28 protein-coding genes and 2 pseudogenes are annotated in these 22,579 nt (G+C 43.8%); 4 read left to right on the top strand and 26 right to left on the bottom strand.

All coding sequences use genetic code 11. From position 1 onward, the window contains the following. Nucleotides 1-10: 10 nt before the first annotated feature. From rdgB to GWP43_RS14220, 6 genes and pseudogenes are all read right to left on the bottom strand, one after another. Nucleotides 11-616, bottom strand: a complete 606-nt coding sequence (rdgB, locus tag GWP43_RS06030; RefSeq protein WP_162663410.1) for an RdgB/HAM1 family non-canonical purine NTP pyrophosphatase — start codon at nt 614-616, stop codon at nt 11-13. Continuing rightward, complete coding sequence (locus GWP43_RS06025) at nt 601-1,515, bottom strand: hypothetical protein (protein ID WP_162663409.1); 915 nt, start codon at nt 1,513-1,515, stop codon at nt 601-603. Before GWP43_RS06025 ends, rdgB begins: the two co-directional genes overlap by 16 nt. Before the next feature lie 874 nt (nt 1,516-2,389). Further along, nucleotides 2,390-3,020, bottom strand: a pseudogene (locus GWP43_RS06015) (ribonuclease HII). A gap of 69 nt (nt 3,021-3,089) precedes the next feature. Beyond that, nucleotides 3,090-3,893 carry a hypothetical protein gene (locus GWP43_RS06010; protein WP_230978098.1) on the bottom strand — a complete coding sequence of 268 codons (804 nt, stop codon included), beginning with the start codon at nt 3,891-3,893 and terminating at the stop codon, nt 3,090-3,092. A 94-nt stretch (nt 3,894-3,987) separates the two neighbouring features. After that, nucleotides 3,988-4,590: a phosphoribosyltransferase gene (locus GWP43_RS06005; protein ID WP_162663406.1), complete on the bottom strand. Its 603-nt coding sequence runs from the start codon at nt 4,588-4,590 to the stop codon at nt 3,988-3,990. Nucleotides 4,591-4,882: 292 nt separating this feature from the next. Next, nucleotides 4,883-5,053: a hypothetical protein gene (locus GWP43_RS14220; RefSeq protein WP_006188141.1), complete on the bottom strand. Its 171-nt coding sequence runs from the start codon at nt 5,051-5,053 to the stop codon at nt 4,883-4,885. A 212-nt stretch (nt 5,054-5,265) separates the two neighbouring features. On the opposite strand from GWP43_RS14220, the gene GWP43_RS06000 reads away from it, so the two are divergent. From GWP43_RS06000 to GWP43_RS05990, 3 genes are all read left to right on the top strand, one after another. Continuing rightward, nucleotides 5,266-6,168, top strand: a complete 903-nt coding sequence (locus GWP43_RS06000) for a phosphodiester glycosidase family protein (RefSeq protein ID WP_230978097.1) — start codon at nt 5,266-5,268, stop codon at nt 6,166-6,168. An 81-nt stretch (nt 6,169-6,249) separates the two neighbouring features. After that, the gene (locus GWP43_RS05995) at nt 6,250-6,765 is read left to right on the top strand and encodes a nitroreductase family protein (protein ID WP_162663404.1); all 516 of its coding nucleotides are present in this window, start codon (nt 6,250-6,252) and stop codon (nt 6,763-6,765) included. Nucleotides 6,766-6,819: 54 nt separating this feature from the next. Next, complete coding sequence (locus GWP43_RS05990) at nt 6,820-7,893, top strand: NAD(P)H-dependent glycerol-3-phosphate dehydrogenase (protein ID WP_162663403.1); 1,074 nt, start codon at nt 6,820-6,822, stop codon at nt 7,891-7,893. A 36-nt stretch (nt 7,894-7,929) separates the two neighbouring features. On the opposite strand, the gene GWP43_RS05985 is transcribed toward GWP43_RS05990, so the two are convergent. From GWP43_RS05985 to GWP43_RS05930, 11 genes are all read right to left on the bottom strand, one after another. After that, on the bottom strand, nt 7,930-8,142 hold the full coding sequence (locus GWP43_RS05985) for a zinc-binding dehydrogenase (protein ID WP_230978096.1): 213 nt from the start codon (nt 8,140-8,142) through the stop codon (nt 7,930-7,932). Between the two features lie 24 nt (nt 8,143-8,166). Next, entirely contained in the window at nt 8,167-8,568 is a 402-nt protein-coding gene (vapC, locus tag GWP43_RS05980; RefSeq protein WP_162663402.1) for a type II toxin-antitoxin system tRNA(fMet)-specific endonuclease VapC, read from the bottom strand. Further along, nucleotides 8,568-8,789 carry a hypothetical protein gene (locus GWP43_RS05975; protein ID WP_162663401.1) on the bottom strand — a complete coding sequence of 74 codons (222 nt, stop codon included), beginning with the start codon at nt 8,787-8,789 and terminating at the stop codon, nt 8,568-8,570. The genes vapC and GWP43_RS05975 overlap by 1 nt, the downstream gene beginning before the upstream one ends. Before the next feature lie 158 nt (nt 8,790-8,947). Beyond that, entirely contained in the window at nt 8,948-9,391 is a 444-nt protein-coding gene (locus GWP43_RS05970; protein ID WP_230978094.1) for a hypothetical protein, read from the bottom strand. A gap of 115 nt (nt 9,392-9,506) precedes the next feature. Beyond that, the gene (locus GWP43_RS05960; protein ID WP_162663400.1) at nt 9,507-10,025 is read right to left on the bottom strand and encodes a flavodoxin; all 519 of its coding nucleotides are present in this window, start codon (nt 10,023-10,025) and stop codon (nt 9,507-9,509) included. A gap of 17 nt (nt 10,026-10,042) precedes the next feature. Next, nucleotides 10,043-10,279 carry an NADPH-dependent FMN reductase family protein gene (locus tag GWP43_RS05955; RefSeq protein ID WP_162661908.1) on the bottom strand — a complete coding sequence of 79 codons (237 nt, stop codon included), beginning with the start codon at nt 10,277-10,279 and terminating at the stop codon, nt 10,043-10,045. A gap of 3 nt (nt 10,280-10,282) precedes the next feature. Then, nucleotides 10,283-11,146: an alpha/beta hydrolase gene (locus GWP43_RS05950; protein WP_230978093.1), complete on the bottom strand. Its 864-nt coding sequence runs from the start codon at nt 11,144-11,146 to the stop codon at nt 10,283-10,285. Between the two features lie 174 nt (nt 11,147-11,320). Next, nucleotides 11,321-12,319, bottom strand: a complete 999-nt coding sequence (locus GWP43_RS05945; RefSeq protein WP_203232448.1) for an alpha/beta hydrolase — start codon at nt 12,317-12,319, stop codon at nt 11,321-11,323. Nucleotides 12,320-12,337: 18 nt separating this feature from the next. Continuing rightward, a complete protein-coding gene (locus GWP43_RS05940; RefSeq protein WP_162663398.1) occupies nt 12,338-12,937 on the bottom strand; it encodes a flavodoxin in 600 nt (199 codons plus the stop codon). Between the two features lie 156 nt (nt 12,938-13,093). Next, nucleotides 13,094-14,197 carry an alpha/beta hydrolase gene (locus tag GWP43_RS05935; protein ID WP_162663397.1) on the bottom strand — a complete coding sequence of 368 codons (1,104 nt, stop codon included), beginning with the start codon at nt 14,195-14,197 and terminating at the stop codon, nt 13,094-13,096. Between the two features lie 19 nt (nt 14,198-14,216). Continuing rightward, entirely contained in the window at nt 14,217-15,074 is an 858-nt protein-coding gene (locus tag GWP43_RS05930) for an aldo/keto reductase (RefSeq protein ID WP_162663396.1), read from the bottom strand. A 116-nt stretch (nt 15,075-15,190) separates the two neighbouring features. Between GWP43_RS05930 and GWP43_RS05925 the strand changes: the two genes are divergently transcribed. Further along, nucleotides 15,191-16,060 (top strand): LysR family transcriptional regulator, encoded by an 870-nt coding sequence (locus tag GWP43_RS05925; RefSeq protein ID WP_162664762.1) that lies wholly within the window; start codon nt 15,191-15,193, stop codon nt 16,058-16,060. 182 nt (nt 16,061-16,242) lie between these two features. On the opposite strand, the gene GWP43_RS05920 is transcribed toward GWP43_RS05925, so the two are convergent. The 9 genes and pseudogenes from GWP43_RS05920 to GWP43_RS05880 form a co-directional block, all read right to left on the bottom strand. Continuing rightward, nucleotides 16,243-16,563, bottom strand: a complete 321-nt coding sequence (locus GWP43_RS05920) for a hypothetical protein (RefSeq protein ID WP_371922147.1) — start codon at nt 16,561-16,563, stop codon at nt 16,243-16,245. Nucleotides 16,564-16,912: 349 nt separating this feature from the next. Then, nucleotides 16,913-17,848, bottom strand: coding sequence for an acyl-CoA thioester hydrolase/BAAT C-terminal domain-containing protein (locus tag GWP43_RS05915; protein WP_006188636.1), 936 nt, complete (start codon nt 17,846-17,848; stop codon nt 16,913-16,915). Between the two features lie 114 nt (nt 17,849-17,962). Continuing rightward, on the bottom strand, nt 17,963-18,337 hold the full coding sequence (locus GWP43_RS05910) for a hypothetical protein (RefSeq protein ID WP_162663394.1): 375 nt from the start codon (nt 18,335-18,337) through the stop codon (nt 17,963-17,965). A 14-nt stretch (nt 18,338-18,351) separates the two neighbouring features. After that, a pseudogene (locus GWP43_RS15415) lies at nt 18,352-18,495 on the bottom strand (radical SAM protein); the annotation flags it as partial. 24 nt (nt 18,496-18,519) lie between these two features. Next, the gene (locus GWP43_RS05900) at nt 18,520-19,128 is read right to left on the bottom strand and encodes a Type 1 glutamine amidotransferase-like domain-containing protein (RefSeq protein WP_162663393.1); all 609 of its coding nucleotides are present in this window, start codon (nt 19,126-19,128) and stop codon (nt 18,520-18,522) included. Between the two features lie 71 nt (nt 19,129-19,199). Continuing rightward, nucleotides 19,200-19,763 (bottom strand): YbhB/YbcL family Raf kinase inhibitor-like protein, encoded by a 564-nt coding sequence (locus GWP43_RS05895; RefSeq protein ID WP_052185507.1) that lies wholly within the window; start codon nt 19,761-19,763, stop codon nt 19,200-19,202. A 168-nt stretch (nt 19,764-19,931) separates the two neighbouring features. Further along, nucleotides 19,932-20,348: an EamA family transporter gene (locus GWP43_RS05890; RefSeq protein ID WP_162663392.1), complete on the bottom strand. Its 417-nt coding sequence runs from the start codon at nt 20,346-20,348 to the stop codon at nt 19,932-19,934. A gap of 22 nt (nt 20,349-20,370) precedes the next feature. Then, entirely contained in the window at nt 20,371-20,754 is a 384-nt protein-coding gene (locus GWP43_RS05885) for a VOC family protein (RefSeq protein ID WP_162663391.1), read from the bottom strand. A 123-nt stretch (nt 20,755-20,877) separates the two neighbouring features. Continuing rightward, nucleotides 20,878-22,395: an ABC transporter ATP-binding protein gene (locus GWP43_RS05880; protein WP_162663390.1), complete on the bottom strand. Its 1,518-nt coding sequence runs from the start codon at nt 22,393-22,395 to the stop codon at nt 20,878-20,880. Between the last annotated feature and the right edge of the window lie 184 nt (nt 22,396-22,579).

Below are 22,579 nucleotides of genomic sequence, written 5' to 3'. Positions count from 1 at the left end.
TTGCCAAAAATCAACATCCCGACGCAGTGGACGGAAACATAGCCAATAGTTGAGCGACAAGCCGACCGGCTTTTCCGCGATGAGACAGTTCGTTTTTTTCTTGTGCCGTCAATTCTGCAACTGTTTTTCCAATCTTTGGAAGATACACAATAGGATCATAGCCGAAGCCATGATGGCCGCTTTCCGATTTGGCAATCACTCCCTCGCATGTTTCTTGTACCGTAAAAAAACGGTGAGCATCCAGCATTACCGCAATGCAGCAGACAAACCGGCAACTGCGGTTTTCTACACCCTCCATTTGCTGCAGCACAAGTTGATTCCGCTCCTCCGCTTTTAGCTGCACACCGTCTTTCATGCCGTAGCGGGCTGAATAGATGCCGGGCTTACCGCCAAGCGCATCGATGCATAGCCCCGAATCATCGGCAATCACCGGGCATTTAACGCTTTCGTACAAGACACGGGCTTTTAATAATGCATTTTCCAAAAAAGTTGTTCCCGTTTCTTCAGGGTCAAATACGATACCGGCATCGGCGGGAAGGCTGATGTGATAATCTTTTAAAATAGCGGCAAATTCTTCTTGTTTATGTCGATTACCGCTTGCTAAGTATATGTGCATGGTTTACCATAACACGCTTTTTTAAGCTCGACAAGATCGCTATTAACCGTTGCACGAGAAACGCCCAGTTGCTGTGCCAATACTCGATTGCTCGGCCCCCGCGTATATTCTTGTATCCGCTTCAAATATCCCTGCCAACGCGCATAACTGTAGGCCTGACGATTTTTCAAGCGCTTGATGACGGAAGCATGTGCCTCATCCACTTTACGAAGCTGAAGCGTTGCGCTCTTATACCGTACATAGTAAAAGTCCCGCTTAGCCACCCACTCGTTGTAAACACCATTCCGTTTATCAGTCAGCTCCTTTGCTTCCTCAATCAGCAGTCTTACCTTCCGTACCGATATTCCTAAATGCCCGGCAACCGTTTGCAGTAAATGTTCATTGATATAAAAACAAGACTTACACAACAGTTCGAGGAAATAACGCGTATAGATGTTTTTTCCTTTTATTTCCCATCTAATTGTTTTCTGAATGGATTGTGCTTTTTCAGGTAATACTGTATATGAAGGTGGTGGACTTGCTGCATACAATTCATAGCTTTGTAACCCGTCCTGCTCGTCTTGTTTCATTTTAACAATCTGCTGCTGATCATCTTGAGCAACGTCAGCATACGTTGCCTGTTCTCGATTCCGCCTCAAAAAAAGTTTCCAGCTATATGTAAGGGACATCCGCAAATATGTAGAAAATATTGATCTATCAGGATTATAATCGCCTATGATGGTGTCTAGTTTTGGATAGAGCCAAAGTAAAAAGTCACTGCGCATGTCCTCGCTTCCACAGTAAACCCCAAATTCACCGAGATTAAAATATAAATATTGAAACAGCGTATCTATGGCTTTTTTTTGTTTTTCTGTCCGTAGAAAGTCCGTCAATATCGTTTCAACAATATCCGCTTGCATACGTTCCTCCGTGAGCGTAAGTTTCTTCGTACGGAGAGTTTAATATCCCTACACATCTTTAGTGTAATAAAGGTATCAAAATCTCCCTATAGCATATACCCTGACGCTCTGCATCAAGGTATTTTGGCCTCTAAAAACCGAGTTTTTAGAGGTTCCCATGTGTAGTTTTGTCATAGCAAGATACATGCCAAAAAAAGATATACAGGATTTTTCGACAACCGAATAGCTTCCGGGAGATAATAATCAGCAAAATTCAATAATAAATTTCTTTAAACAAGTCATTATATAATAACAACTTACAAACCTTCATATTAAATGATATATATGAAAGGAAACCTTTGTTTCGTTGTTCTCCTACCGTCCTTACACGGTCTCATCGAAATATGGATACAATCATGAGTGCACCGTCTGTCAGAATATGATATGTAGAATATCAGAATTTGAGAGGCAGAAATAGAAATATCAATATCTTAAGTTATCTGCGCTATTGCCGATGCCTTTAATATGAGCTTCTCACAACTTTTTATCCTGATAAAGAATGTGGTTATTTCTCCCGAAGTGATTATCGTGACCATACTGCTTATATTATACTTGAACCTTGTATTCTATATTGTGCGATATCAAAAGCCGAAACTTCCTTCCTTGCAAAGCAGACTCCAAAAAAATTTGCAAAGGCCCCCGACAGAAGCTAAAAAGGATGGCGCAACCGCCGAGCAAAAGAAATAAGGAAACCTCCAAAAACAGCACGCCTATCGGTTTGTTCCATAAGAATTATCGTATCCGCTAACATAGATGACGAAGCAGTTTTTAGAGGGTTCACTTAGATGTAAGTTGCAGAAAGCTTAATCATACTTTAAAATGCGAAGTTATCGCCTCATGAATACTTATCTGTAGGATTAGTCTGAACGTTTTTGAACTTAAAGCTCTGCCGCTGGATGGGCGAAGCGCCATAGAGCCCGATAAGAGATCGGTGCAATTTTGTCCCATAGCCTTTATGCAAATCATATCGGTAGAGCGGATATTGTTTATGATATTCCATCATACGGTGATCCCGCTCGGTTTTAGCCAAAATAGAAGCAGCCATCACACACGGATACCGCCCATCAGCCTTGGGTTCCGCAATAAGCGTGAAATTGCCGCCGATATCAGGCAGTTGATTACCGTCAACAATAACCGTTAAATCCTTTTCGCTATCGGCAAGTGTATTTGAAGTATTTCGCCCATACTGTGCAAATAGAGCCTCAAACGCTTCCTTCATTGCGGTAAGTGTCGCTTGTAAAATGTTGATTTTATCTATTTGTTCGGAAGGAACCGATGCAATCTGCCAATACAACGCACCGCTCAGAATAGCTGCCCGCGCGATTTCACGGCGTTTAGGAGATAGTTTTTTTTTGAATCATCCAGTACAGAAACGTCAAAGGAATCGGGTAAAATAACAGCTGCAGCGTATACGGGGCCTGCCAACGCCCCCCCCTACCCGCTTCATCAATACCGCAAAACAACATCGAGTATCATTCCTATTCTGTTTATTCCCACCGTACTTTCCGTGATGCTCTATTTATCGGTACAACACGTTATCTGCGGACAAGCACTTCCGCAAATCCGGTTAATTCAACAGATTCCGGCAATTCAGCTTTAGAAGCATTGTCGGCAATGACGGCCGCATCCATCATGTCGAATAAAGGAGACGTATACGAACAGCGTACTTTCCGCATTTGCACGGATGAATCGGTAAGCTCAGCCAATCTTCCGGTATACTGCACGGCAAGATTACAACCTATGTCGGTCAACGTACCCTGTGTTTTCACAAAATCAAAGCACAAAGCCACTAAACCCGATGCCGAGAAAGTACTTCGAATGGCAGAAAGCGAACTTTTTTCAGCACGTATCAGCACTGCCTGCGCATGTTGCTCGGAAGTAAGAGATGTGTCGGTACAGGTCATGCGGCTATTTCGCAGAATCACTGCATCGCCCCCTTCATTTACGGTAATTGCAACTTTATTCAGCGCAATGGAAGCCTTCGAGCCGTATAAAACAGGCACGGTACGTGGTTCCGTAAACCGTTCCGATCGTTTTACCGAGCATCCCGTTATCTCCAATGAAGTACGTTCAACGACAAAACCGGCATTTTCTCCAAATGTAATTACCGGATTATTCTCACCGATTATCTTAATCGGAACAGTAAGAAATACAGCTTCCTCGACATACACATCCGAACGAAGAAAAACAGAAACAGGCTTAGCTTTACCGTTTTTTACCGGAGCTCCTCGCCGGTTTATTCGGTTATGGACTGCTGCAACAGCCTGCTCAAGAGAAACAAACGGACTATCGACCGTACCTTTTTCGACGGATGTTCTTGCAGCAACATCTACATACAAGGCTAAACCATTCTCTGCAGCAAAAAGGGAAAGAGAAAAGAGAAAATAAACAAAAAAAAACAATAACGGCTTACGATTTCTATGCATCGGTTTCTTATAAAACACCCTTAAAAATTTCGCGCAATTCGGGATATTGTGCATAGTAGTGCTTTTCAAGTTCTTCAGGAGTTAAACCGGTCAACTCATGGCTCATATAGTGAATCCAACGACTGTCTTTATCAGCATAGATATCATGCTTTCTGCACCAGTAATCCGGCTGAATAGGTTCGCTACTCTTTCTATTATGGAAAACCTTATAATCATGAACGGCTATCTTTATATCACGTCGCGGAATACCTTTTTCCAAGAAAGCCGATACAAGATAATTGATCGTAGCGCCGCTATCGAAAATATCATCAACCAACAATATCTTATCGCCGCTCCGCAGATGTTCGGGTGAATACGTCCATCCGTCAATCATCATCTTTGACTGTTGATTGGCATCGGAATAAGAATGAGCAACAACAGCGGCATACAAAATAGGCTTCACATCTTTATTTACTATCTTAAACCATTCATGAATAGCATTCCCCAAGGATGAACCGCCTCGCAGCGAAACATATATCACATCAGGAATAAAACCATCCTCCCAAATTTGACGCGCCAAACGGAACCCGTTGTTACGAACCGTGTCGTATGGTAAAAATTCTTTGCTCATAATCTCTTCCTTATCTTGCAATTGTTACCGTTATTTCTCACATAAATACGTTGACCTCAGCCGCGCGGATACGGTTGTTTATGTTGAGGAAAATATGTCTTTGATAGGAAATACGGCTTTCATTTTCCTAGTATAACGATTTCAAATCGCTTATTCAATAGAAGTTTAAACTATCATGATTTAAATACGTACGATAAATTATTCACCAAATCATTGAGCAGTAAACTATATAAAAAAAGCCACCTTTCGGTAACCCCGATGGCAGCCTTTTACTTCGGTGTATCTTATAAGATTATTTAAAATCTTTAGGTCGGCGTTCAATACGATGACATTTTGCACATTCAGCGATATTTTTTATTTTTCCGTTCTCAACCATTGTTTTTAGCACAACTTCACCACCACACGGGCAGCTAAACTTCTGCGTAGCGACAGCAGTACGGGAGTTTTTACTAGCACCAGCCATACCTCAAGCCTCCTCATGAAAAATTTCGTCCTTGAATATAGAAAATTTATGATGGACTGTCAAGCCCTGAACCCGTATGCATCATGAAACGGAACCTAAGGTTTGTAATTTATCCTCTCTTGTGATACACTTGCTCTATGTTACAAAAGTATCCGGCGTCCCTCCAATCCGTACAAGCACGAATGCAGTATAAACAAAACCGCACCGGAGGCATGCTTACGCTATTCCCATTGCTGATATTAGTGTGTTGTCTTTGGTGCTTTCCGGGATGTACAACCGTTCCTATCACCTATACGGATACGCCGTATCAGCCTGTCACCCGGGAAGAGATACGCTGGCGTTCTCTATCACCGGGCATTGAAGCTGCCGATATACATGATCTGAAGCTTCCGCTTATCGTCCATATCGTAAAAATAGATTTACTCAATCCGGCCGTCTCCGTTATAACTTCGGAACCGGCTCTCTTTACAAACAGCCGAGGGCATATCCGCGGCGAAACGACACTGGATTTTGCGCTGAGACACAATACCATTGTCGCTTTTAATGCCGCTCCATTCAAAACACGCTCGCTGCTTTTCAGTGTGTACCGCACTATTGTCGGTATTCATATTACGGATTTCCGGCGAATGAGTATGCCGCATGAACGCTACGGCGCACTGCTTTTTTATACGGATAAAACTGCCCGCATTATCGACGCTCAAACAGAGAGTCTTCTATCGGCGGATATCCGCCATGCGGTGGGCGGATTTTGGACAATTCTTCGAAACGGTACCGTATTGCTGCAAAAACTTCACCGCCGCGATTCACGAACTGCCGTCGGACTTGCCGATAACGGACGGACGCTCTTCGTCGTAGTGGTAGAAGGAGAAAACAAACGGAAAAGCCAAGGTCTTTCTTTTGAAGAAACTGCAAGGCTGATGCGGGAACTCGGCGCCGACGACGCACTTCAACTTGACGGCGGCAGTTCAAGCTCGTTGGTTCTACAGGAAAACAGGACACAGCATATTGTCGCTCCCATTCGCAGCTGGAATATCCATATCCGTGTTGCAAGCAATGTCGGTATTGTTATAAAAGACAACACATCAGGCGCTCTCTTGAATACCCCAGCAGAATAATAGATACCGTTGCCTTTTAAAGAACCCTTTGCCTTTATACTATAAACGATGTAAAATGAAAAAAATATGGAGGCTACCAATATGAACGAAGTGATCAACGCAATTTTAACACGGATAAGCGTGCGTAAATTTACCGATCAAAGAATTGAAGATGAAAAACTAAAACTCATTGCCGACTGCGCAAAAGCTGCTCCAACAGGAAAAAACAGACAGGCGCGAAAATTTACGATTGTACACAATCGGGAAAAAATTCAAGAACTCGCACAAGCCCTTGCAAAAGTACATAACCGCAGCGATTACCGTATATACGACTGCGATGCTATTCTCTTGATTAGTTTTGCAGAGGACGACATATACGGCCAATGCGATTCGTCTTGCGCAATCGAAAATACTTATTTAGCTGCGGAATCCCTTGGGTTGGGCGCCGTCTGGATTAACCAATTGCGTGATAAATGTAATGAACCGGAAATCAGGAAGATACTCGACTCCTTTCATATTCCGCACAATCATATAATATGCGGCTTTGTTGCATTGGGATACCCAGCAGAAAAACCGGCGCCGAAAGAAAGAACGGAACCGGTAGAATTTATATACTAAAAAACCTCTAAAAAGCTGAGATTTTTAGAGGTTCCCATAAGAGAGAAGATTGTTATGAATGAAAAAATCGCTATTCTCGGCGCAGGTTCATGGGGAACGGCAATAGCTTGTACACTCGGTCGAAACGGGCATCGTGTCATGCTCTGGAATCGGAGTGAGGATGCATGCTCAAGCATCAATACCGAGCATATCAATAAAAAATATTTACCGAACTATATCTTACCACCGACGATCTCCGCTTCTACCGATATGCAAGAAGTATGCAAGGATGCGGCTGTACTCTTTTTAGCAAGTCCCTCCCTCTATTTAATGGATATCGTAAACCGACTCTTAACGATTCCTCCTTTTAATACCGATACCGGTACAGAGACATATCCACTCATCGCTGTACTTACCAAAGGATTTATCCCCGATGAGCACAGAGAACCGCATTTAATCATCGAATCTCTTGAAAAAAAATTACCCGATTTTTATCGAGATCACCTCGTCTATGTCGCAGGTCCAAGTCACGGAGAAGAAGTTGCCGCCGGAAAGCTCACCGGTCTTATTGCAGCTTCAAAAAATCCCTTAAGCTCCATCCGTTGCCGCGAAATTCTTAAATCGCGTAGTCTACTGGTATACTCAAGTCTTGATATCGTAGGTGTACAGGTATGCGCAGCGACGAAGAACGTGATCGCCATTGCATTCGGCATGCTTGATGCGCTAACTGAACATTCAGACTTTTTCGGCGACAATACCGAATCGCTTTTATTAGCAGCCGGTTTGAACGAAATTCAAATTATCGGGAGAGCAATGGGAGCAACGCATCCTGAAACATTTACATCGATTTCGGGTATCGGAGACCTTGATGTGACGTGCCGCAGCAAATACGGTAGAAACCGTAAATTCGGCCGCGAAATTATCACCGCAGCCGTCTTAGACGGTTTTAGCGGCATCGATGACCTTATTGCGCAAATCGGTACTATCGGCTATTTACCGGAAGGCATCGTCGCGTGCGCGTACCTCAGTAAGATTGCCGTAAAATACGACTTAAAGCTTCCGCTTTGCACCGGACTCTACAAAATTCTGAACAAAGAATTATGCCCTGCAGAATTTATCGAGGATATGCTGCGCGGAACAAAAAACTAGCCCTTTTGAAAATATACGGCGCATCTACTCCGCGCCTTACAGCTCCACAACGATTTTCCCGTTTACCTTACCGCCGTCGCATGCTGCACAGGCTTGGGCAATATCGCGGAACGCAAAGTGTGCACCGATAAGCGGCTGTAAGGTATGCTCGGTTAAAAAGCTGAAAATTGAATCGATGTCGGCTTGCGTAGGAAAATTGCTGTGAAAGCCGGAAACTTCTGTTTTGGAGCGTGTCGGAGAATCGTTCAAGGATGGGGTAAAGATCTAATATGTTCAATCTACTACCCAATCTTCAATTTTCAAGCCGTTTACTCTTGAAAATTCGTTCGCATTATGAGTAATAAGAGTCCCTTTTTCATGAAGAACGGTAGCAGCAATCAGTAAATCATTTGCGCCTATCGGTGTACCTGCAAGCTCCAAATCTTTTCGGATTTCTGCATAGGAGTAAGCCATTTTACCTGTAAAATTCACAATTTCAAACGGCTTTAAAAATTTTTCCACTTTCTCCGTAGTCTTTTCTCTTGTCTGGCTTTTAAAAGCGCCAAGCAAAAGTTCTCCTTTTACCACTGAAGAAATTTTTATCTCTTTTGGCGAAACTGATAAGAATTTTTCGCGGACAGATGGAAACTTTCCATTCATAAAGTAAATGCACGTATTTGAGTCTATAAAATACATTAAAAAGCCTCTCGCGTTTCAAGTTTTGGCTGATCAGGTCTCGTAAATGCCGGGTCAGCAACAGAGCCGAATAGATCAGCCCAGCCCTCCGGATAATGAGGCTCTATTCTTTCCATGATTTTGCTCACGACCCACTTTGAAAGCGACATATTTTCCGCATGAGCTTCGTTTTCAATTTTGAGAAGCTGCTCTTGCGTAACATATAATGATAACTGCGGCATATTCGTACCTCTTTTTATCCAAGTGTAAAACAGTTTATTATAAAAATCAAGTATATTTGCACGTATATTATAAAACAGCGGGATTAGCAAGCCTTTTTACATTATCACGAAAACTACAGGTAACTGTTGATTCCCCCTTCCCATACTGCACATCACGGCTATTCATTCTTTCTCCTCGTTAATTTTGCACCGTAATGTGCACAAGCTGCAAACAGTACGATAATTGCACTATAATCGGTAAAGAATATAACATAACCTTTTTCCATATCGAGAAAGAAGACAAAAACATGCTGCGAAAGCATAATGCCGCTTATCGTCAAAAATGCTGCACACACAAGAATACCGCAGTTAACGATTGTCTGCATAATGCGGAACGGACGGTACGGACCTTTTACAAGCGAGGCATACCAACGCCGGTTCAATGCGACATGAGTTCCCCAGAACACAAACAGCGAAACGCCTAAAATTTCATGCACACCTGTCCACGGAAAAAAGTAATTGCCGCCTATCAGCATCAGTGAAATAAGCGTCATCGCGCTATCTATCATCATTCGGAGCGTACTTTGTTTCATCATCAGTGCTCCCGTGTGCTTCATCTGCATTCGTCTATTCCTTACACTTATCCGCATCGCGTGTTTTAAAAATCCGTCCGGGATTTGCAGCACCAACCGCGTAATCAGGTACGTCTTTTGTAACCACAGCTCCGGCTCCTAAATTTTACATGCCGTTTACGCTAAGCCATTTCTTTATCGCAGCTTCCGAGGATGCGCAGGAAGAACCGGTTATTGCAAGACCCCGTGCTACCGTTGCCGCAGGACAGAGTTTTTTGATATCACTTTCGCTGCGCCCCATGCCGCTTCCTTCGTGTGTGCAAAAGGGTAATATCTTTTTTCCGCTAAAATCAGCGCTTTCCAAAAATGTAAACACCGCTTGCGGCATAGTCCCCCACCAGCACGGATATCCTAACACAATGGTATCATAGCCGCTGAGATCGGGAAGCGTACCGCGCAGTTCGGGGCGGGCATTCATTCTTCCCTCCTCCGCGGCGATATCCGTACACTGCTTGTAGTTTACGGGATAGTCTTTTACGGTACGGATTTCAAACAAATCGCCGCCGACTGCTTTTTGAGCAAACTCTGCAGCAATTGCTGTGTTGCCTTTACTAATGGAACGGATTTGTCCTCCAAAGTAATTTTCTCCCGTATGGGAAAAATATGCGATTAATGTCTTTGCCATCGTTTCCTCCAAAGAGCTTATTTCAATTTAATGCCGTCAATCCACTTGAGCGTATCACGCTTGGCTGCCGCTTGCGAGTTTTGAGCCGTCTGACCGCTCATTGCAAAACCGTTCAGAACCGTTGCCCGCGGACATTTCGAAGCAATCGTTTTTACTGTATTTGAAAGCCCGCTCCCGGCATGGGTACAAAACGCCGACTGTACAAATGCTCCTGTTTTTGTTTCTGACGTTCGTTGATGCTTTGAGATATACAAGTACTAACGTCCAAAATACAGCGGCAGAGCGTTGTACAAATATTCGGCGATTGCATCGTAGTCATGGCGACCGCCTTGTTTGACAGCATAGCGTACATTTCCCCCGCTGAAAGTGGAGCGGGTCAGCATTTCGGTCAGTTGGTTGTTTACCTGATCCCAGATAGGATCGCGTGTACCGACTGCGGCATAAATTTCATAATCTGCAGCAGTATATCCTTTTTCTTGCACAAGCTGTTCAAGCCGGTCAGCGGTTTCCTTGGGCCGATAGCGCCCGCCGTAGGTTCCCATAATCCAGCAATCGCCGCTTAAGGGAAGAAAATACTTGATAAGATCGTTATTGTAACAAAATTCGTACCATGTAGTAACAGCTCCCAGTGAAAAACCGCTGAATGCCCGGCTATTCCGTGATGCATTTGTATTAAAGTGAGAATCGATAAAAGGCAGCAAGGCATTCTGGAAATCATGATGAAATATCCCCAGTTCATCAACACTGCGTGAAAAATCCTGTGGGGCATTATCATTATCAAATGTTGCAGCAACAATGATGAGCGGTTGAATATCCCCTTTTTCAATCATAACATCGAACATATTTTTGATAAAACCGTTCCCTATTGTAAACAGTTCACCGGCTATCCCTGTCCACCCGTGCATATAAAAAAGAGTATTATAGCGTACTTTTGTGTCATCCGCGTTATACCCGTAAGGAAGATAAACGTATGCTTTCTTCGTAATTGCCGGGCGGGCGGCTTGAGTGTAATCATAGGTAGCATACTCAATCAGATGCACTGTTCCCTGTTTTGCGGCAGTAGAAAAATACGCCTTGGGAATAGCTGTTGTTACTGTATAATTTTGTAACAATGTAGTCATTTTTGTCTCCGCTGAGGTGCAAGATAGCACGCACGTAAAAATCGGCATCATAAGAATGGTCAATTTTTTCATATAGCTTCCTTCATTCGTACAAAGATTATCCCCTGCGTCGGGGGTGTTGATTGAAATTTTGAAACGGTGACAATATACCCATCATTCGGAACATTCAAAAGATTACCGCTTTTGTATGTTCCGTTCCCAGAATTTCATCGCGTTATCGATCCAGCCCTCGGCAACAGTGCCCGTTCCCAAGCCGAAGCCGTGCGGCAAGCCGTTGAAGACTTCTATCTGTGCATCGGTTCCATTGGCTCTGATTTGCCGGATGCGATCTTCCATCACCCGAAAGCTTGCGATGCCGTCCGCTGTTCCGACGCAGGCGTATGTCGGCGGTTCGTTACCGTAAACTTCCGAAAGTCCCGTATACTGCATGATGACGGCAGCTGGACGCGGGTATTTTTTTTCGCCGAATCGTTCCGTCCCCAAACTGCCGAGCCATGCTGCCATCCGTGCGCCGGCCGAACCGCCCCACAGGGAATAATCCGCCGTATCGATCTGCAGTTCCGCCGCATGCTCGTGCATAAAGGCAATAGCACGTGCCAAATCTTCGCAGGCGGTTTGCGAGCCCGGTCGATAGATGAGCGCAAAAGCGTTATAACCGTGCTTGGAAAGTTCCAATGCGTGTGGGAAACTGTCATGCATTGCTCCGACATATACAAAGCCGCCGCCTGCACTGCAGATTGCACCTTTTGCACCTTTCTTACCACGAAAGAAAAAGAGCCCGGTATTCCGTTTTCGCGGATCGTACTGTTTTTCCGCTTCCGTGTAGATATCGAAAAAGACCGGCTCGCCCCGGAGGGTTTGAGCTTTAAAATAACGGATGATCTCTACCGTCTTTGCTGCATCGATATGGCTGTACCATCTCAACTGCAAAGTGCCGAGTGTCGCTCCGCTCCAATAACCTGAATCCGCCGGGAAGAGCAGCCTACCCCACGGAGAAAAACCAGTATCGGCGATAACGCGGTCAATCACAGTTTGCGCGGTAATATCTTCAACTTTTATCCGTCCTCCCGATACGATGTCGGTAGTTTTTACACTGCCGCCTTGCTCTGCCGTTTGTGCCGTACAAGATAACGAAAGGAACAGACTGCATAACAGAAGAAACAGCTTCTTCATCCCACACATCGGTCTACCTTAAAAACCTAAACCTTTCAGCCATGCCTTTACACTTACCTCGCTAAAGCTGCTGGGGAACCGTTCACCTGTCACCCAATTACCGGTTTTGGCAAGTTTTTCAAGACGTTTCCGGCTTTCACCCGTACCGGTCGAAATGGAAGTACAAAATGTGACCACGCTCTTGCCGGTAAAATTATTGTTTTTGACAAACTCATCCACAACCCATGAGGCTTCTCGCCACCAAATCGGATAACCGATAAAAACGGTGTCATAGCTTTCAAAATTCGGGACTGTTGTTGACTCAAGCGTTACAGACACTTTGTCAACACCCATTTCATGTTCTTGAACAACACGGCTGTTTTTATTATTCCAATTCAAATCTGCCGATGTGTAAGGCTGTTTCGGTCTTATTACAAACGTATCAGCTTTCGTCTCCTGTGCAATAATCTTTGCCAAACGTTCTGTTGTACCGGTTGCCGAATAATAGACCACCAGTACTTTTTTCGCATTGACCGTAGTATTTGCGGGACTACCCGGAACAGCACAAGCAGGGACACCCTCCGCTAAAAGTACTGCCGCAACAGCAAATACTGCCATCATTTTCTGTGTGAACTTCATCTTTCACCTCCATTATATTACCGCTTTTTATCGAACTTTAAATAACCAGCCCATAATAGCGGACTCCTTTGCAAAACTGCCGTACAAAGTGCAAAACCGAATAGCACTAAACCAAATCTTTTCATCATTATAACCTCCGATAAAAATGTACGGCTTTTATTTAACATTCCTTGTTTTCAACCATGTTTCAACATGATCTGCAATTTCTTTGTTATTCAATTCTTGGAACAGAAAGTGACTATTACCGGTGATACCTACTTTCGGAAGGTCGATAACTGTTGCGTCTCCGCCTTGTGCTCGATAGCTTTCCGCAAATGAATAGCACATCCTACGCATCATCTGCCACATTCCGGTCGCTTGAATCTTAGAATCACCGTTATCAATATAGTCGCCGAAATAGAATGCTACCGATATTTTTTTAGAAAGCACTGCTTTAAAATCTTCGCTGTCTGTTCCTGGTGCTCCACCCGGTTCAACTGCGACAATTGCAGCAATATGATCGGTGTATTTTGCTGCCGTCCATCCCGATCCGCCACCTTGGGAATGTGTTACTAAAATTGATTTTTTACCTGTCATTGCAAAGACCCTGTCAATCGTTGCAGCTACAGCTTTTGCAACCATTTCGTTATCAAAGTCAGCCCCCATATCCGATTTCATACCGGTATCGGGTGTCATCTGCCGAAAAAACTGATCCACCGATGCATCATCGTTCGGAAATTGAGACCCTGTATTGACTACAGAGCGTCCGTTTTCCCATCGACCGATTCTAAACTGTGTATACCACCTCTGATCCAATGTCTTTGTGCTGATGGTTCCGCCGACCGAACTCTGTCCCGCTTCACCCCGGCGCGGTTCATCAATTAAAAAAATACTGTGTCCCTTTTTCAAAAAAAGATTGCTCCAGCCTTCACGTCCGTCCGGTGTTGTCATCCACCCCATACGGGACTGTCCATAACCGTGTAAGAACACCATCGGAAGTTCTGTTTCCACCGCCGGAATTTGATACAATACATTTGCGTGATCCGCATGTGTTGTTTGTCCGGATCCGCTTGCCTCCCATTGATTTTCAGGGTTGAACACTCCTGCTGAACGCACCACGATTCCGCCTGAGGAAAACATCCCCTGTTTTGCAATCACAAGATTGTTGTGATTTGTTGTTGCACATCCTGTTAATGATAGTAACAACCCGACCGATAACAGCACTCCGCACAGGGTACATTTTAGAATAAGCGCATGACCTGTTTTCTTTGTTCTATTCATTATCATCACCTCCGATACATTATTTCTTTTTTCGCTCTTCGATCATCTTTACAAACCATTCCACCATATTCGGATCTGTGTGGGAGAAAAACGAGCTTTCAGCCTTGTCCAGTGCAGCTATACGCTGCATATCTTGATCGCTTAAACGGAAATCGAATACTGCAATATTTTCTGCCATACGTTCCACCCGTGCCGATTTTGCAAGTACGACAATATTCCGCTGCAAAAGCCACCGCAACATTACCTGCGCAGTAGTCTTACCATATACTGCACCGATTTCTTTCAGTACCGGATTTTCAAAAAGTCCTCCGCGCCCCTCACCGAACGGAGCCCATGCTTCATGTACAATGTTGTACTTCTCCATCCATTTATGCGCTTCAATTTGCTGATGAAGAGGATGTGTTTCTACTTGATTCACCATAGGACGAATCCGGGAAAACGAAGCTATATCCACCAAACGGTCAGGATAAAAATTCGACACACCGATTGCTCTTATTTTACCTTCGTCATATAAATCTTCCAACGCCCGCCACGCACCGTAGTAGTCGTTAAAAGGTTGATGCAGCAGCATAAGATCGATATAGTCAAGCTGCATCTTTGCCAGTGATTTAAGGACGGACGCTCGGCACGCATCATACCCGTAGTGTTCAATCCATACCTTGCTTGTAATAAACAGTTCCTCCCGTGCAACACCAGATTTTTTCACCGCAGCCCCAACGCCTTCTTCATTAAAATACGACTGGGCTGTATCAATTAAACGGTATCCAGCCCGTATTGCAGCAAGCACACGCTGTTCCGTTTCTTTTGCATCGATTTGGAACACACCGAAACCGAGAACCGGCATCTTTACACCGTTTGATAACGTCACAAAATCCATCGTTTTCCTCCTTAGTGTATTTGGCTGTTTTCAATATAGCAAAGAGAGTAAACTATGTACAATAAAAGTTTTGCAAGGCACTATATCAGAAGTGCATAGTGAGATATACTATACCTATGGAACTTTATCAGTTGCGGCAGCTTGTGGCATTTGCAGAATACGGAACGCTTTCTAAAGCGGCAGAGATGGTGCACACGTCTCAGCCTGCTTTAAGCCGCTCTATGCAGAATTTGGAAGCCGAGCTTGGGGTACCGCTTTTTAGTCGTACTAAAAATCATATTGCGCTTACCGAGGTAGGTGTCCTTGCAGCACAGCACGCACACGTTGTTGTTTCTGCACATGATGATATGATTGGTGCTGTTCGAGAAGCAGACCGCAGACTGCGCAATTTTTCTTTCGGCTCGATTGCTCCGGCTCCAATGTGGGAATTGGCACCGATCGCATCAAAAGTTTTTACCGGTAAAACAATACAGAGCGATTTACAGGAAACAGAGGCATCACTTATCCGCGGACTTGATGACGGAACATACAATCTGATTATACTGCTCCATCCGCTTGAAGCAAAAAAGTCTGATGGAATGCCACAGTATCTGTGTAAATCGTTTATTCGAGAAAAGCTTTCCGTACTTTTGCCGGTCTCACATCGGCTTGCAAAACGAAAAACGCTGCAACTGCAAGACCTTGCCGGAGAAAAACTCTTGATACACAATACCATCGGTTTTTGGTATTCGGTATGTAAACAAAAAATTCCTGACGCAGTGTTTTTGGAACAAAGCGAGCTTTCGGTCTTGCGTGAAATTGTACATGCCAGCGAATTGCCTTCTTTCATAACGAATATTACGAATACCAATAATGCCATTCCGCACGGTAAAGTCGCTGTTCCTTTATCCGATCCGGAAGTGAATGTGCAATTTTGGTGTGTCTGTTTAGCGGAAAACGCAAGAGAGTATCAAGCGCTGTTTAAGGCGATAGAAGGGCATCTCTAAAAACTCGGTTAGATTTTTAGAGATGCCCGACGAGTTTTATTTAAGTCTTTATTTCACAACGACTTAAATAAAACATCGCAAATTAAATCTAAGGAAAACCTCTAAAAACTTCAGCTTTTAGAGGTTCCCAGAAGAATAAAGGCGCAATCAAGCAGGGCAGTAGATTATCCTTATCTTACACACTATATCTGAAATACCGTTATCCAAAAACATATTCCGGCAATAAGTGAAAGCGGAGTCATAACATATTTTTCTTTTCTACTTTTTGAAATCATGTTCATAATAGTATTCAAAGATAGATAAGCGGCAAAGAAGAAACAAATATATTTAGTAACCTTAAAAGAAAACCACAAGGAGATAAAACCTCCTGCTTGCAAAATAATTATCATTGCAAAAATTTGGATAGCCACTGAAATGACTGCCGCAACTCTCAACTTCTTAGGTAAGATTTTATGTTGCCCGCCCATTGTAAATTCGCCCAGAGGCAAGCCGCATTTTGTTATACGGTGGCCGGCTTTGACACAAACTCCTTACCGAACTTTTTGTTCGAAGAAAAACACTGCCTTCCACCGGCTCCCCAGTCCCGTCAAACTAGGGTATCACTTTTCACTCGTATTTTCTAATCGTAACAACTCCTTTACAAGGGTCATGCCCTTACTAAAAATGGCGAACTTATGCCCGGGTTCCGCTGAATCACTTCAGTCCATCACATTACCGCTTGTTCGTTTAGTTTTTATCATGCCTCCTTTCCATTTTTTGAATTTTTGACAACAAAAAAGGAAGTATCGGCAATTTGCTTTTGCTTCCTCTTGGTAATATCCTATTTGATTTTTTACTTCGACAAACCGGGATTTATGAAGCTGAATTTATCCACTGCTTTAGTTCCTCCGATAAGCGCTCATCAACATCAATCCTCGTCTGCTTACACTCTTTCGGATACTGCTTTGCCTCCTTAAAAGCCATGCTGATAAACAGCCCGGAACCCACGGGAAGAATGCCTGTTAACATGGTCTGCGGAAATATAAAATGCGTTCCATGTTCATAGGTCATGAGAACTACACTGTTATCCGCGTCCCTTTCTTTCAGCCTGTTTTCCATTCTACGAATGTATTTGCAGGTATCCCAAAGTACATCATCCTCCGCACCAATCAGCAGAATGCGGCCCTTTATATTCTCCACCTTTATTTTCTCGGCTTCCTGCACGGGATGCCTTTTCTCCGATTCATCGAACAAATCGCGACTGGCAACCATCGCGCCGCGCCGTTTGGATTCCTCAGATATTTTCTGCCAGTATTCCGGATGGCGATACGCATAGGGCAGATAAGGAAGCGGCTTACCGTGATACGAAACAGATGACTCTCCGTCTCCCGGACGTTCGTGAGCCCCGTCTTTCCCATCCTGATAAAAACCTTCCATCACAAAATCAGAAGGAGAAATGGCTATCGTAAGCGTTATTTCCGAAAAGCATGACGCTGCGACAAGCGCAAGCATACCAGTTGTCGAGGCACCCATAATACCGATTTTTTCATTACCCATCGTCTTCAGAAATGCAAGTGCCTTCTCAAAACGTTCGAGTGGATAGTTATGGTGACCGTAATCTTTTGGGGCCGGTGACATTGTGAGGACGTTCAGACCTTTCTTTTGAAGCCATTTGACGCCACCCTTTGCCATCATGTCTTTTGTATCATCACCAAGCATGGCAATCATGCAATATTTACTGCCGTTCGGATTCGGCCAGTATACGCCGTTATATCCATCTTTCTCTATTGTTTTGATTTCTTTCTTCATGGGAAAGTTTCTCCTCTTCAAATTCAAATTTGTCAATTTCTCGTCCATCCTACTATATCACTTTTCTCATATTTTTCCAATTTGACGCACTGTAGATTATCCTCATTTTACATACTACATCTGAAATGCCGTTATCCAAAAACATATTCCGACAATAAGTGAAAGCGGAGTCATAACATATTTTTCTTTCCTACTTTTTGAAATCATGTTCATAATAGTATTCAAAGATAGATAAGCGGCAAAGAAGAAACAAATATATTTAGTAGCCTTAAAAGACAACCACAAGGAAATAAAACCTCCGGCTTGCAAAATAATTATCATTGCAAAAATTTGGATAGCCACTGAAATGACTGCCGCAACTCTCAATTTCTTAGGTAAGATTTTATGTTGTCCTCCCATTGTAAATTCGCCCAAAGGCAAACCGCAAGCAACAAGAACTGTCATAATTGCTATAATTCCAAATAATACTGCACCTAATATTGAAAACATAAATCAATATTCTCCCTTCGCATAAAAGACGCATAACAATATTTGCACGCATGGGTACATCCGGTGTATGGATTAACGGAATAATCCGCTACGGGTAAATTCGATTTTGATATTACGCTGCGCACCGCAATGTGTTTGATAATGGGGGCAGCGTTCATCTCATCAAATTCCATCTTTGTATTTTACTCTTTCGCTACACTCACCACCTTCCGTATTCCGTCTTTAACACTAAGAGCTTGTGCATTATTGATAGCGCATAGTTCGATATTTGAGAAGGATTGCATAATGTCTGCGGTAACTTTTTTGAATGGTGCGGTAAGATAGTGCGGCAGCACATAAAAATTGATGAGCCCTAATCCTGCATAATCACTCTGAGAATAATCTTCCGGAATAGGATCCATTTTTTCAATATAAGAAAGCTCCGGAGCACATACAATAGCGCCTGCTGATTCTCCAATAAATAATTTCCCTTTTTCCAGCTGTTGCTTTAGCAACGTATCCGTACCGGTTTTCCTCAATTGATCAATAAGGAAAAATGCATTACCGCCGGTAAAATAAATAATATCCGCTGTGTCAAACACCTGCGTAATATCGGAAGCGTTTGCAGTTGAAATCTCAATTTCAGTCAGCTCAGCTCCTAATTTTTTGAATACTGTACGGGCAGACCCTACATAGCCTGTATACCCTTCATGTATCGATGCAGTGGGAATGAAAGCAACTCTTTTTCCCGCAATGAGATCTTTAAGAAGAGCGCCTACTTTTGAAAAGTGTGAGCACAAAAATAAATTCATTTCCTTACACCTCCTCGGTGAATGATGAGTTTAGATCATTATAGTATACGGATAATTTTTCACTGCTTTGGTCAGGGGTTATCCTTAGCACCGAACATACCCGTAAGTGAAGCTGCTTCGATTGCGTGTCCCTTAATCGCGGCTTTAAGCTCTTTTACGCTGCTGCCCGCCGGAAGACTCAGATTCATATCGAGCGCATAGAGATAAAAAATATAGCGGTGCGTACCGAACGGCGGTTGAGGCCCGTTGTAGCCGCTCGTACCCCAGCTTGTTTCGCCTTCGACGGCATCCGATGGCACATTACCTTCTCCGATCGACGTTGTTTGCGGCGGAATGTTCCACAGCGTCCAATGATAAAATCCGCCGGGAAGCGGCGCATCCGGATCGTGCACGATAATCGCAAGACTCTTTGTACCCTCCGGTACACCGTCGATTTCGAGCGGAGGAATGTGATTCGCTCCGAGTTTTGCAAATTCTTGGGGCATTTTTTCGCCGTCGGCAAAAGCCGTGCTTGTCAACTTCATAGAACCTCCTTCGGTAAGCGGCTTGATTTCGTCTTTACTTGAGCAGCTTCCGCAGGAAATAACAATCAGCGCCGCCATAAATGGCAGCATTTTCGTATAGATATGTTTCATACCGATATTTTATGACAAAGGCATTTTAAGTCAAGATGCCAGACGGTTGCTTCGGGTACACACATCAGGCTGTTTTTAATCGTCTTACACAGTAATGATTGAGGATTGATGATAAAATACGCATGGATTATGCTACCGTAATCTTGATATTCAAACAGTGCACCATCTTTATAACACCATACAAAGGGTGCCTGCCGTAATCAGCAGCGAGCCAAGTATCGATTTTGCATTCATATTTTCATGCAGAAAAATCACTGCTAAAATCAATGTAATCACTACGCTTAACTTATCGATAGGCACAACTTTGGATGCTTCGCCGATTTGTAATGCCTTGTAATAACACAGCCATGAAGCCCCTGTTGCCAAGCCTGAAAGAATCAGAAATATCCAGCTCTTCTTGCTGATGTCCATAATTCCATCCTGCGTATCGGTAATAAAAACCATGCCCCACGCCATAGCTAATACCACAACCGTTCTTACCGCTGTTGCCAGATTTGAGTTTACTCCTTCAATCCCGACTTTTGCCAGAATAGAAGTGAGTGCCGCAAAAACAGCGGATAGAAATGCAAAAACCGCCCACATCATGTTACCGCCTTACGCTTTCCCTTTATACCGTAATTTCAATTTGATTATCTTCAATTGCGACAATACAACTTTCATAATATCCGTCTCCGGTTGTCCGCGGCCCGCTTACAACTTCAAAGCCTGCCTTTTTAAGCCTTTCAGTTAAGGCATCAACCGCATCTTTGCTTCCGACGGAAAACGCAATATGGATGTACCCTGTACGCGCAAGTGTTTTCTCACAATCCGCTACATGCGGCTTTTTCATAATTTCCAGCCGTGCACCTTCATCAAAAGTGATAAAATATGAGCGGAAATCGGTCGTTTTATTATGGTATCCGGCATTGGGATGTCCGCCAAAATAGTCAACAAAAAAGTCTTTTGCTTTTTCCAAATCATTGACATACATGGCAATATGTTCAATTTTCATTTCTGCCTCCATTACATTCTTTTTCTATATCTTGCAATCCACACCGCCGGCGCAGAGCACTGCCGCGAAACTGCAAGTATTACCATCTCCGCCCCTCATAGTCTATTGGATAAATCTACATTTCTAGAGCTGCGGATCGGACAGGAGCGTATTGTTTCCTAAATGCAAAATCCGTGTGCAGGCTTTATGTATAAACTCATAGTCGTGAGTAACGACAAAGATGATGCGCCCCGCTGCAAGGCTGCGGATAACAGCGGAAACCCGCGCCATGCTATCGTAGTCAAGTCCGCTTGTGGGTTCATCAAACACAAGCAGCGGCTTAGCGCTTACCTGTCCTGCCGCAATAGCAACCCGCTGTTTTTGTCCGCCTGAAAGAGAGCCGGGGTGCCGTGTACGAATTTCCGTTAACTGCAAAGCGTTAAGCGCTGCTTCTACCGCAGTCTCCGATGCTGTTTTCAAACCGAATGAACATTCTGCCTCCACGCTTTCGGCAAAAAGCTGGTAGTTCACATCCTGCATCACCATATATGCACGCTGTAACCGTTCTTTCGGTTTAAGCGGCTTGTCGTTCCATAGAAAACTGCCGGATGTTTCCTCGTGCAGACCGCACAAGGCACGGACAAAGGTTGTCTTTCCCGTACCGTTTGCGCCGGTAATTGCAATAATCTCTCCTGCATGGGCAGAGAAAGAAAGATCATGGAGGATGAGTTTTTTCTTACGGTACAGTGAAACATTCTGCAGCTCTAACGTAAGCGGCTCTGCCAGCGCTGGCTGAACCGGCGGTTGGGGAGACTGAGCCGTATCTTGTGTGGTCTGAACCGACGCTGCTCCGCTCATACGGCAGGGAGTTTCTGAGCGAATACCCATCGTCTCATTATGTAAAGAGGAGGGGTTTTCTTCCTGCAAATGAATTGCCCGCAATCCCATTCCGTGACGTGTTTCAGCGGAAAGCGACTTAAACTCCAGCGGTGTGAATATGCGGGTGATGGTGCCGTTTTCCATATATACGATTTTATCTGCAAGGTCAGCTAAATAATACAGCCGGTGCTCCGCAACGATGACTGTCTTCCCCTGCGCTTTTATATTCCGTATGTAGCTTTGCAGCGCAGTAATTGATTCCGAATCCAAATTTGACGAAGGTTCATCAAGTACATATATATCGGGATTCATCGCATACACGGAGGCAAAGGCGATTTTTTGTTTTTCGCCTCCGGAAAGCTCAAAGATATTTCTTCCGCTCAAAGTTTCGATATGCAGCTCTTCGGCTGTTTGCCGTACCCGCTGTACCAGTTGCTCCTGCGGATATCCTTCATTTTCAATACCGAATGCAATTTCGCTGTCGGTATCAACATTAAAAAATTGTGTCCGCGGATTTTGAAACACCGAACCGACCCGTTTGGCAATTTTATACAACGGTAATTCGCTGACAGGCTGATTGTCAATGAGTACGGAGCCGGTGAGCGTGCCCATATAAAAGGAAGGAATTAATCCGTTGATCAACCGCGTAACTGTTGTTTTGCCGCAACCGGAACGTCCGCAAAGCAGAACACATTCACCTTTTTGTATTTCTAAATTGATATGATGTATGCCATCCGTTTCATTACCGGCATAGGTAAAAGAAACATCTCGTATCGTTATCATAGTACCGTATTGCACCTTTAACGTGGTATATACACAGCTTATAGTACTGTAAATCATGGATTTTTTCCATACAGCTTAAAGTAAATACTAGACATCTGTTGATAAAAAAACTACACTGAACGCCTAGTATACGAGAAGTCAATCGAAAGTTGCTACTTTCTTCTTGACTTTTTAGAGGAGATAC

The sequence above is a fragment of the Treponema vincentii genome, from assembly GCF_010365865.1.
In the GTDB taxonomy this organism is placed as follows: domain Bacteria; phylum Spirochaetota; class Spirochaetia; order Treponematales; family Treponemataceae; genus Treponema.
Note: the sequence above shows the minus strand (reverse complement) of the source record. Positions and strands in the feature narration are given on the sequence as shown.

Excerpts from the sequence above, each read along its gene's own strand:
- rdgB (WP_162663410.1), bottom strand. The coding sequence starts at position 616 with ATGCACATATACTTAGCAAGCGGTAATCGACATAAACAAGAAGAATTT.
- GWP43_RS06005 (WP_162663406.1), bottom strand. The coding sequence starts at position 4,590 with ATGAGCAAAGAATTTTTACCATACGACACGGTTCGTAACAACGGGTTC.
- GWP43_RS05890 (WP_162663392.1), bottom strand. The coding sequence starts at position 20,348 with ATGATGTGGGCGGTTTTTGCATTTCTATCCGCTGTTTTTGCGGCACTC.
- GWP43_RS05990 (WP_162663403.1), top strand. The coding sequence starts at position 6,820 with ATGAATGAAAAAATCGCTATTCTCGGCGCAGGTTCATGGGGAACGGCA.
- GWP43_RS05950 (WP_230978093.1), bottom strand. The coding sequence starts at position 11,146 with ATGACTACATTGTTACAAAATTATACAGTAACAACAGCTATTCCCAAG.
- GWP43_RS05915 (WP_006188636.1), bottom strand. The coding sequence starts at position 17,848 with ATGAAGAAAGAAATCAAAACAATAGAGAAAGATGGATATAACGGCGTA.
- GWP43_RS14220 (WP_006188141.1), bottom strand. The coding sequence starts at position 5,053 with ATGGCTGGTGCTAGTAAAAACTCCCGTACTGCTGTCGCTACGCAGAAG.
- GWP43_RS05935 (WP_162663397.1), bottom strand. The coding sequence starts at position 14,197 with ATGAATAGAACAAAGAAAACAGGTCATGCGCTTATTCTAAAATGTACC.
- GWP43_RS05960 (WP_162663400.1), bottom strand. The coding sequence starts at position 10,025 with ATGGCAAAGACATTAATCGCATATTTTTCCCATACGGGAGAAAATTAC.
- GWP43_RS05975 (WP_162663401.1), bottom strand. The coding sequence starts at position 8,789 with ATGCCGCAGTTATCATTATATGTTACGCAAGAGCAGCTTCTCAAAATT.
- GWP43_RS05940 (WP_162663398.1), bottom strand. The coding sequence starts at position 12,937 with ATGAAGTTCACACAGAAAATGATGGCAGTATTTGCTGTTGCGGCAGTA.
- GWP43_RS05880 (WP_162663390.1), bottom strand. The coding sequence starts at position 22,395 with ATGATAACGATACGAGATGTTTCTTTTACCTATGCCGGTAATGAAACG.
- GWP43_RS06000 (WP_230978097.1), top strand. The coding sequence starts at position 5,266 with ATGCTTACGCTATTCCCATTGCTGATATTAGTGTGTTGTCTTTGGTGC.
- GWP43_RS05945 (WP_203232448.1), bottom strand. The coding sequence starts at position 12,319 with ATGAAGAAGCTGTTTCTTCTGTTATGCAGTCTGTTCCTTTCGTTATCT.
- GWP43_RS05900 (WP_162663393.1), bottom strand. The coding sequence starts at position 19,128 with ATGAATTTATTTTTGTGCTCACACTTTTCAAAAGTAGGCGCTCTTCTT.
- GWP43_RS05995 (WP_162663404.1), top strand. The coding sequence starts at position 6,250 with ATGAACGAAGTGATCAACGCAATTTTAACACGGATAAGCGTGCGTAAA.
- vapC (WP_162663402.1), bottom strand. The coding sequence starts at position 8,568 with ATGTATTTTATAGACTCAAATACGTGCATTTACTTTATGAATGGAAAG.
- GWP43_RS05895 (WP_052185507.1), bottom strand. The coding sequence starts at position 19,763 with ATGAAACATATCTATACGAAAATGCTGCCATTTATGGCGGCGCTGATT.
- GWP43_RS05970 (WP_230978094.1), bottom strand. The coding sequence starts at position 9,391 with ATGCAGATGAAGCACACGGGAGCACTGATGATGAAACAAAGTACGCTC.
- GWP43_RS05910 (WP_162663394.1), bottom strand. The coding sequence starts at position 18,337 with ATGTTTTCAATATTAGGTGCAGTATTATTTGGAATTATAGCAATTATG.
- GWP43_RS05885 (WP_162663391.1), bottom strand. The coding sequence starts at position 20,754 with ATGAAAATTGAACATATTGCCATGTATGTCAATGATTTGGAAAAAGCA.
- GWP43_RS06025 (WP_162663409.1), bottom strand. The coding sequence starts at position 1,515 with ATGCAAGCGGATATTGTTGAAACGATATTGACGGACTTTCTACGGACA.
- GWP43_RS05930 (WP_162663396.1), bottom strand. The coding sequence starts at position 15,074 with ATGGATTTTGTGACGTTATCAAACGGTGTAAAGATGCCGGTTCTCGGT.
- GWP43_RS05925 (WP_162664762.1), top strand. The coding sequence starts at position 15,191 with ATGGAACTTTATCAGTTGCGGCAGCTTGTGGCATTTGCAGAATACGGA.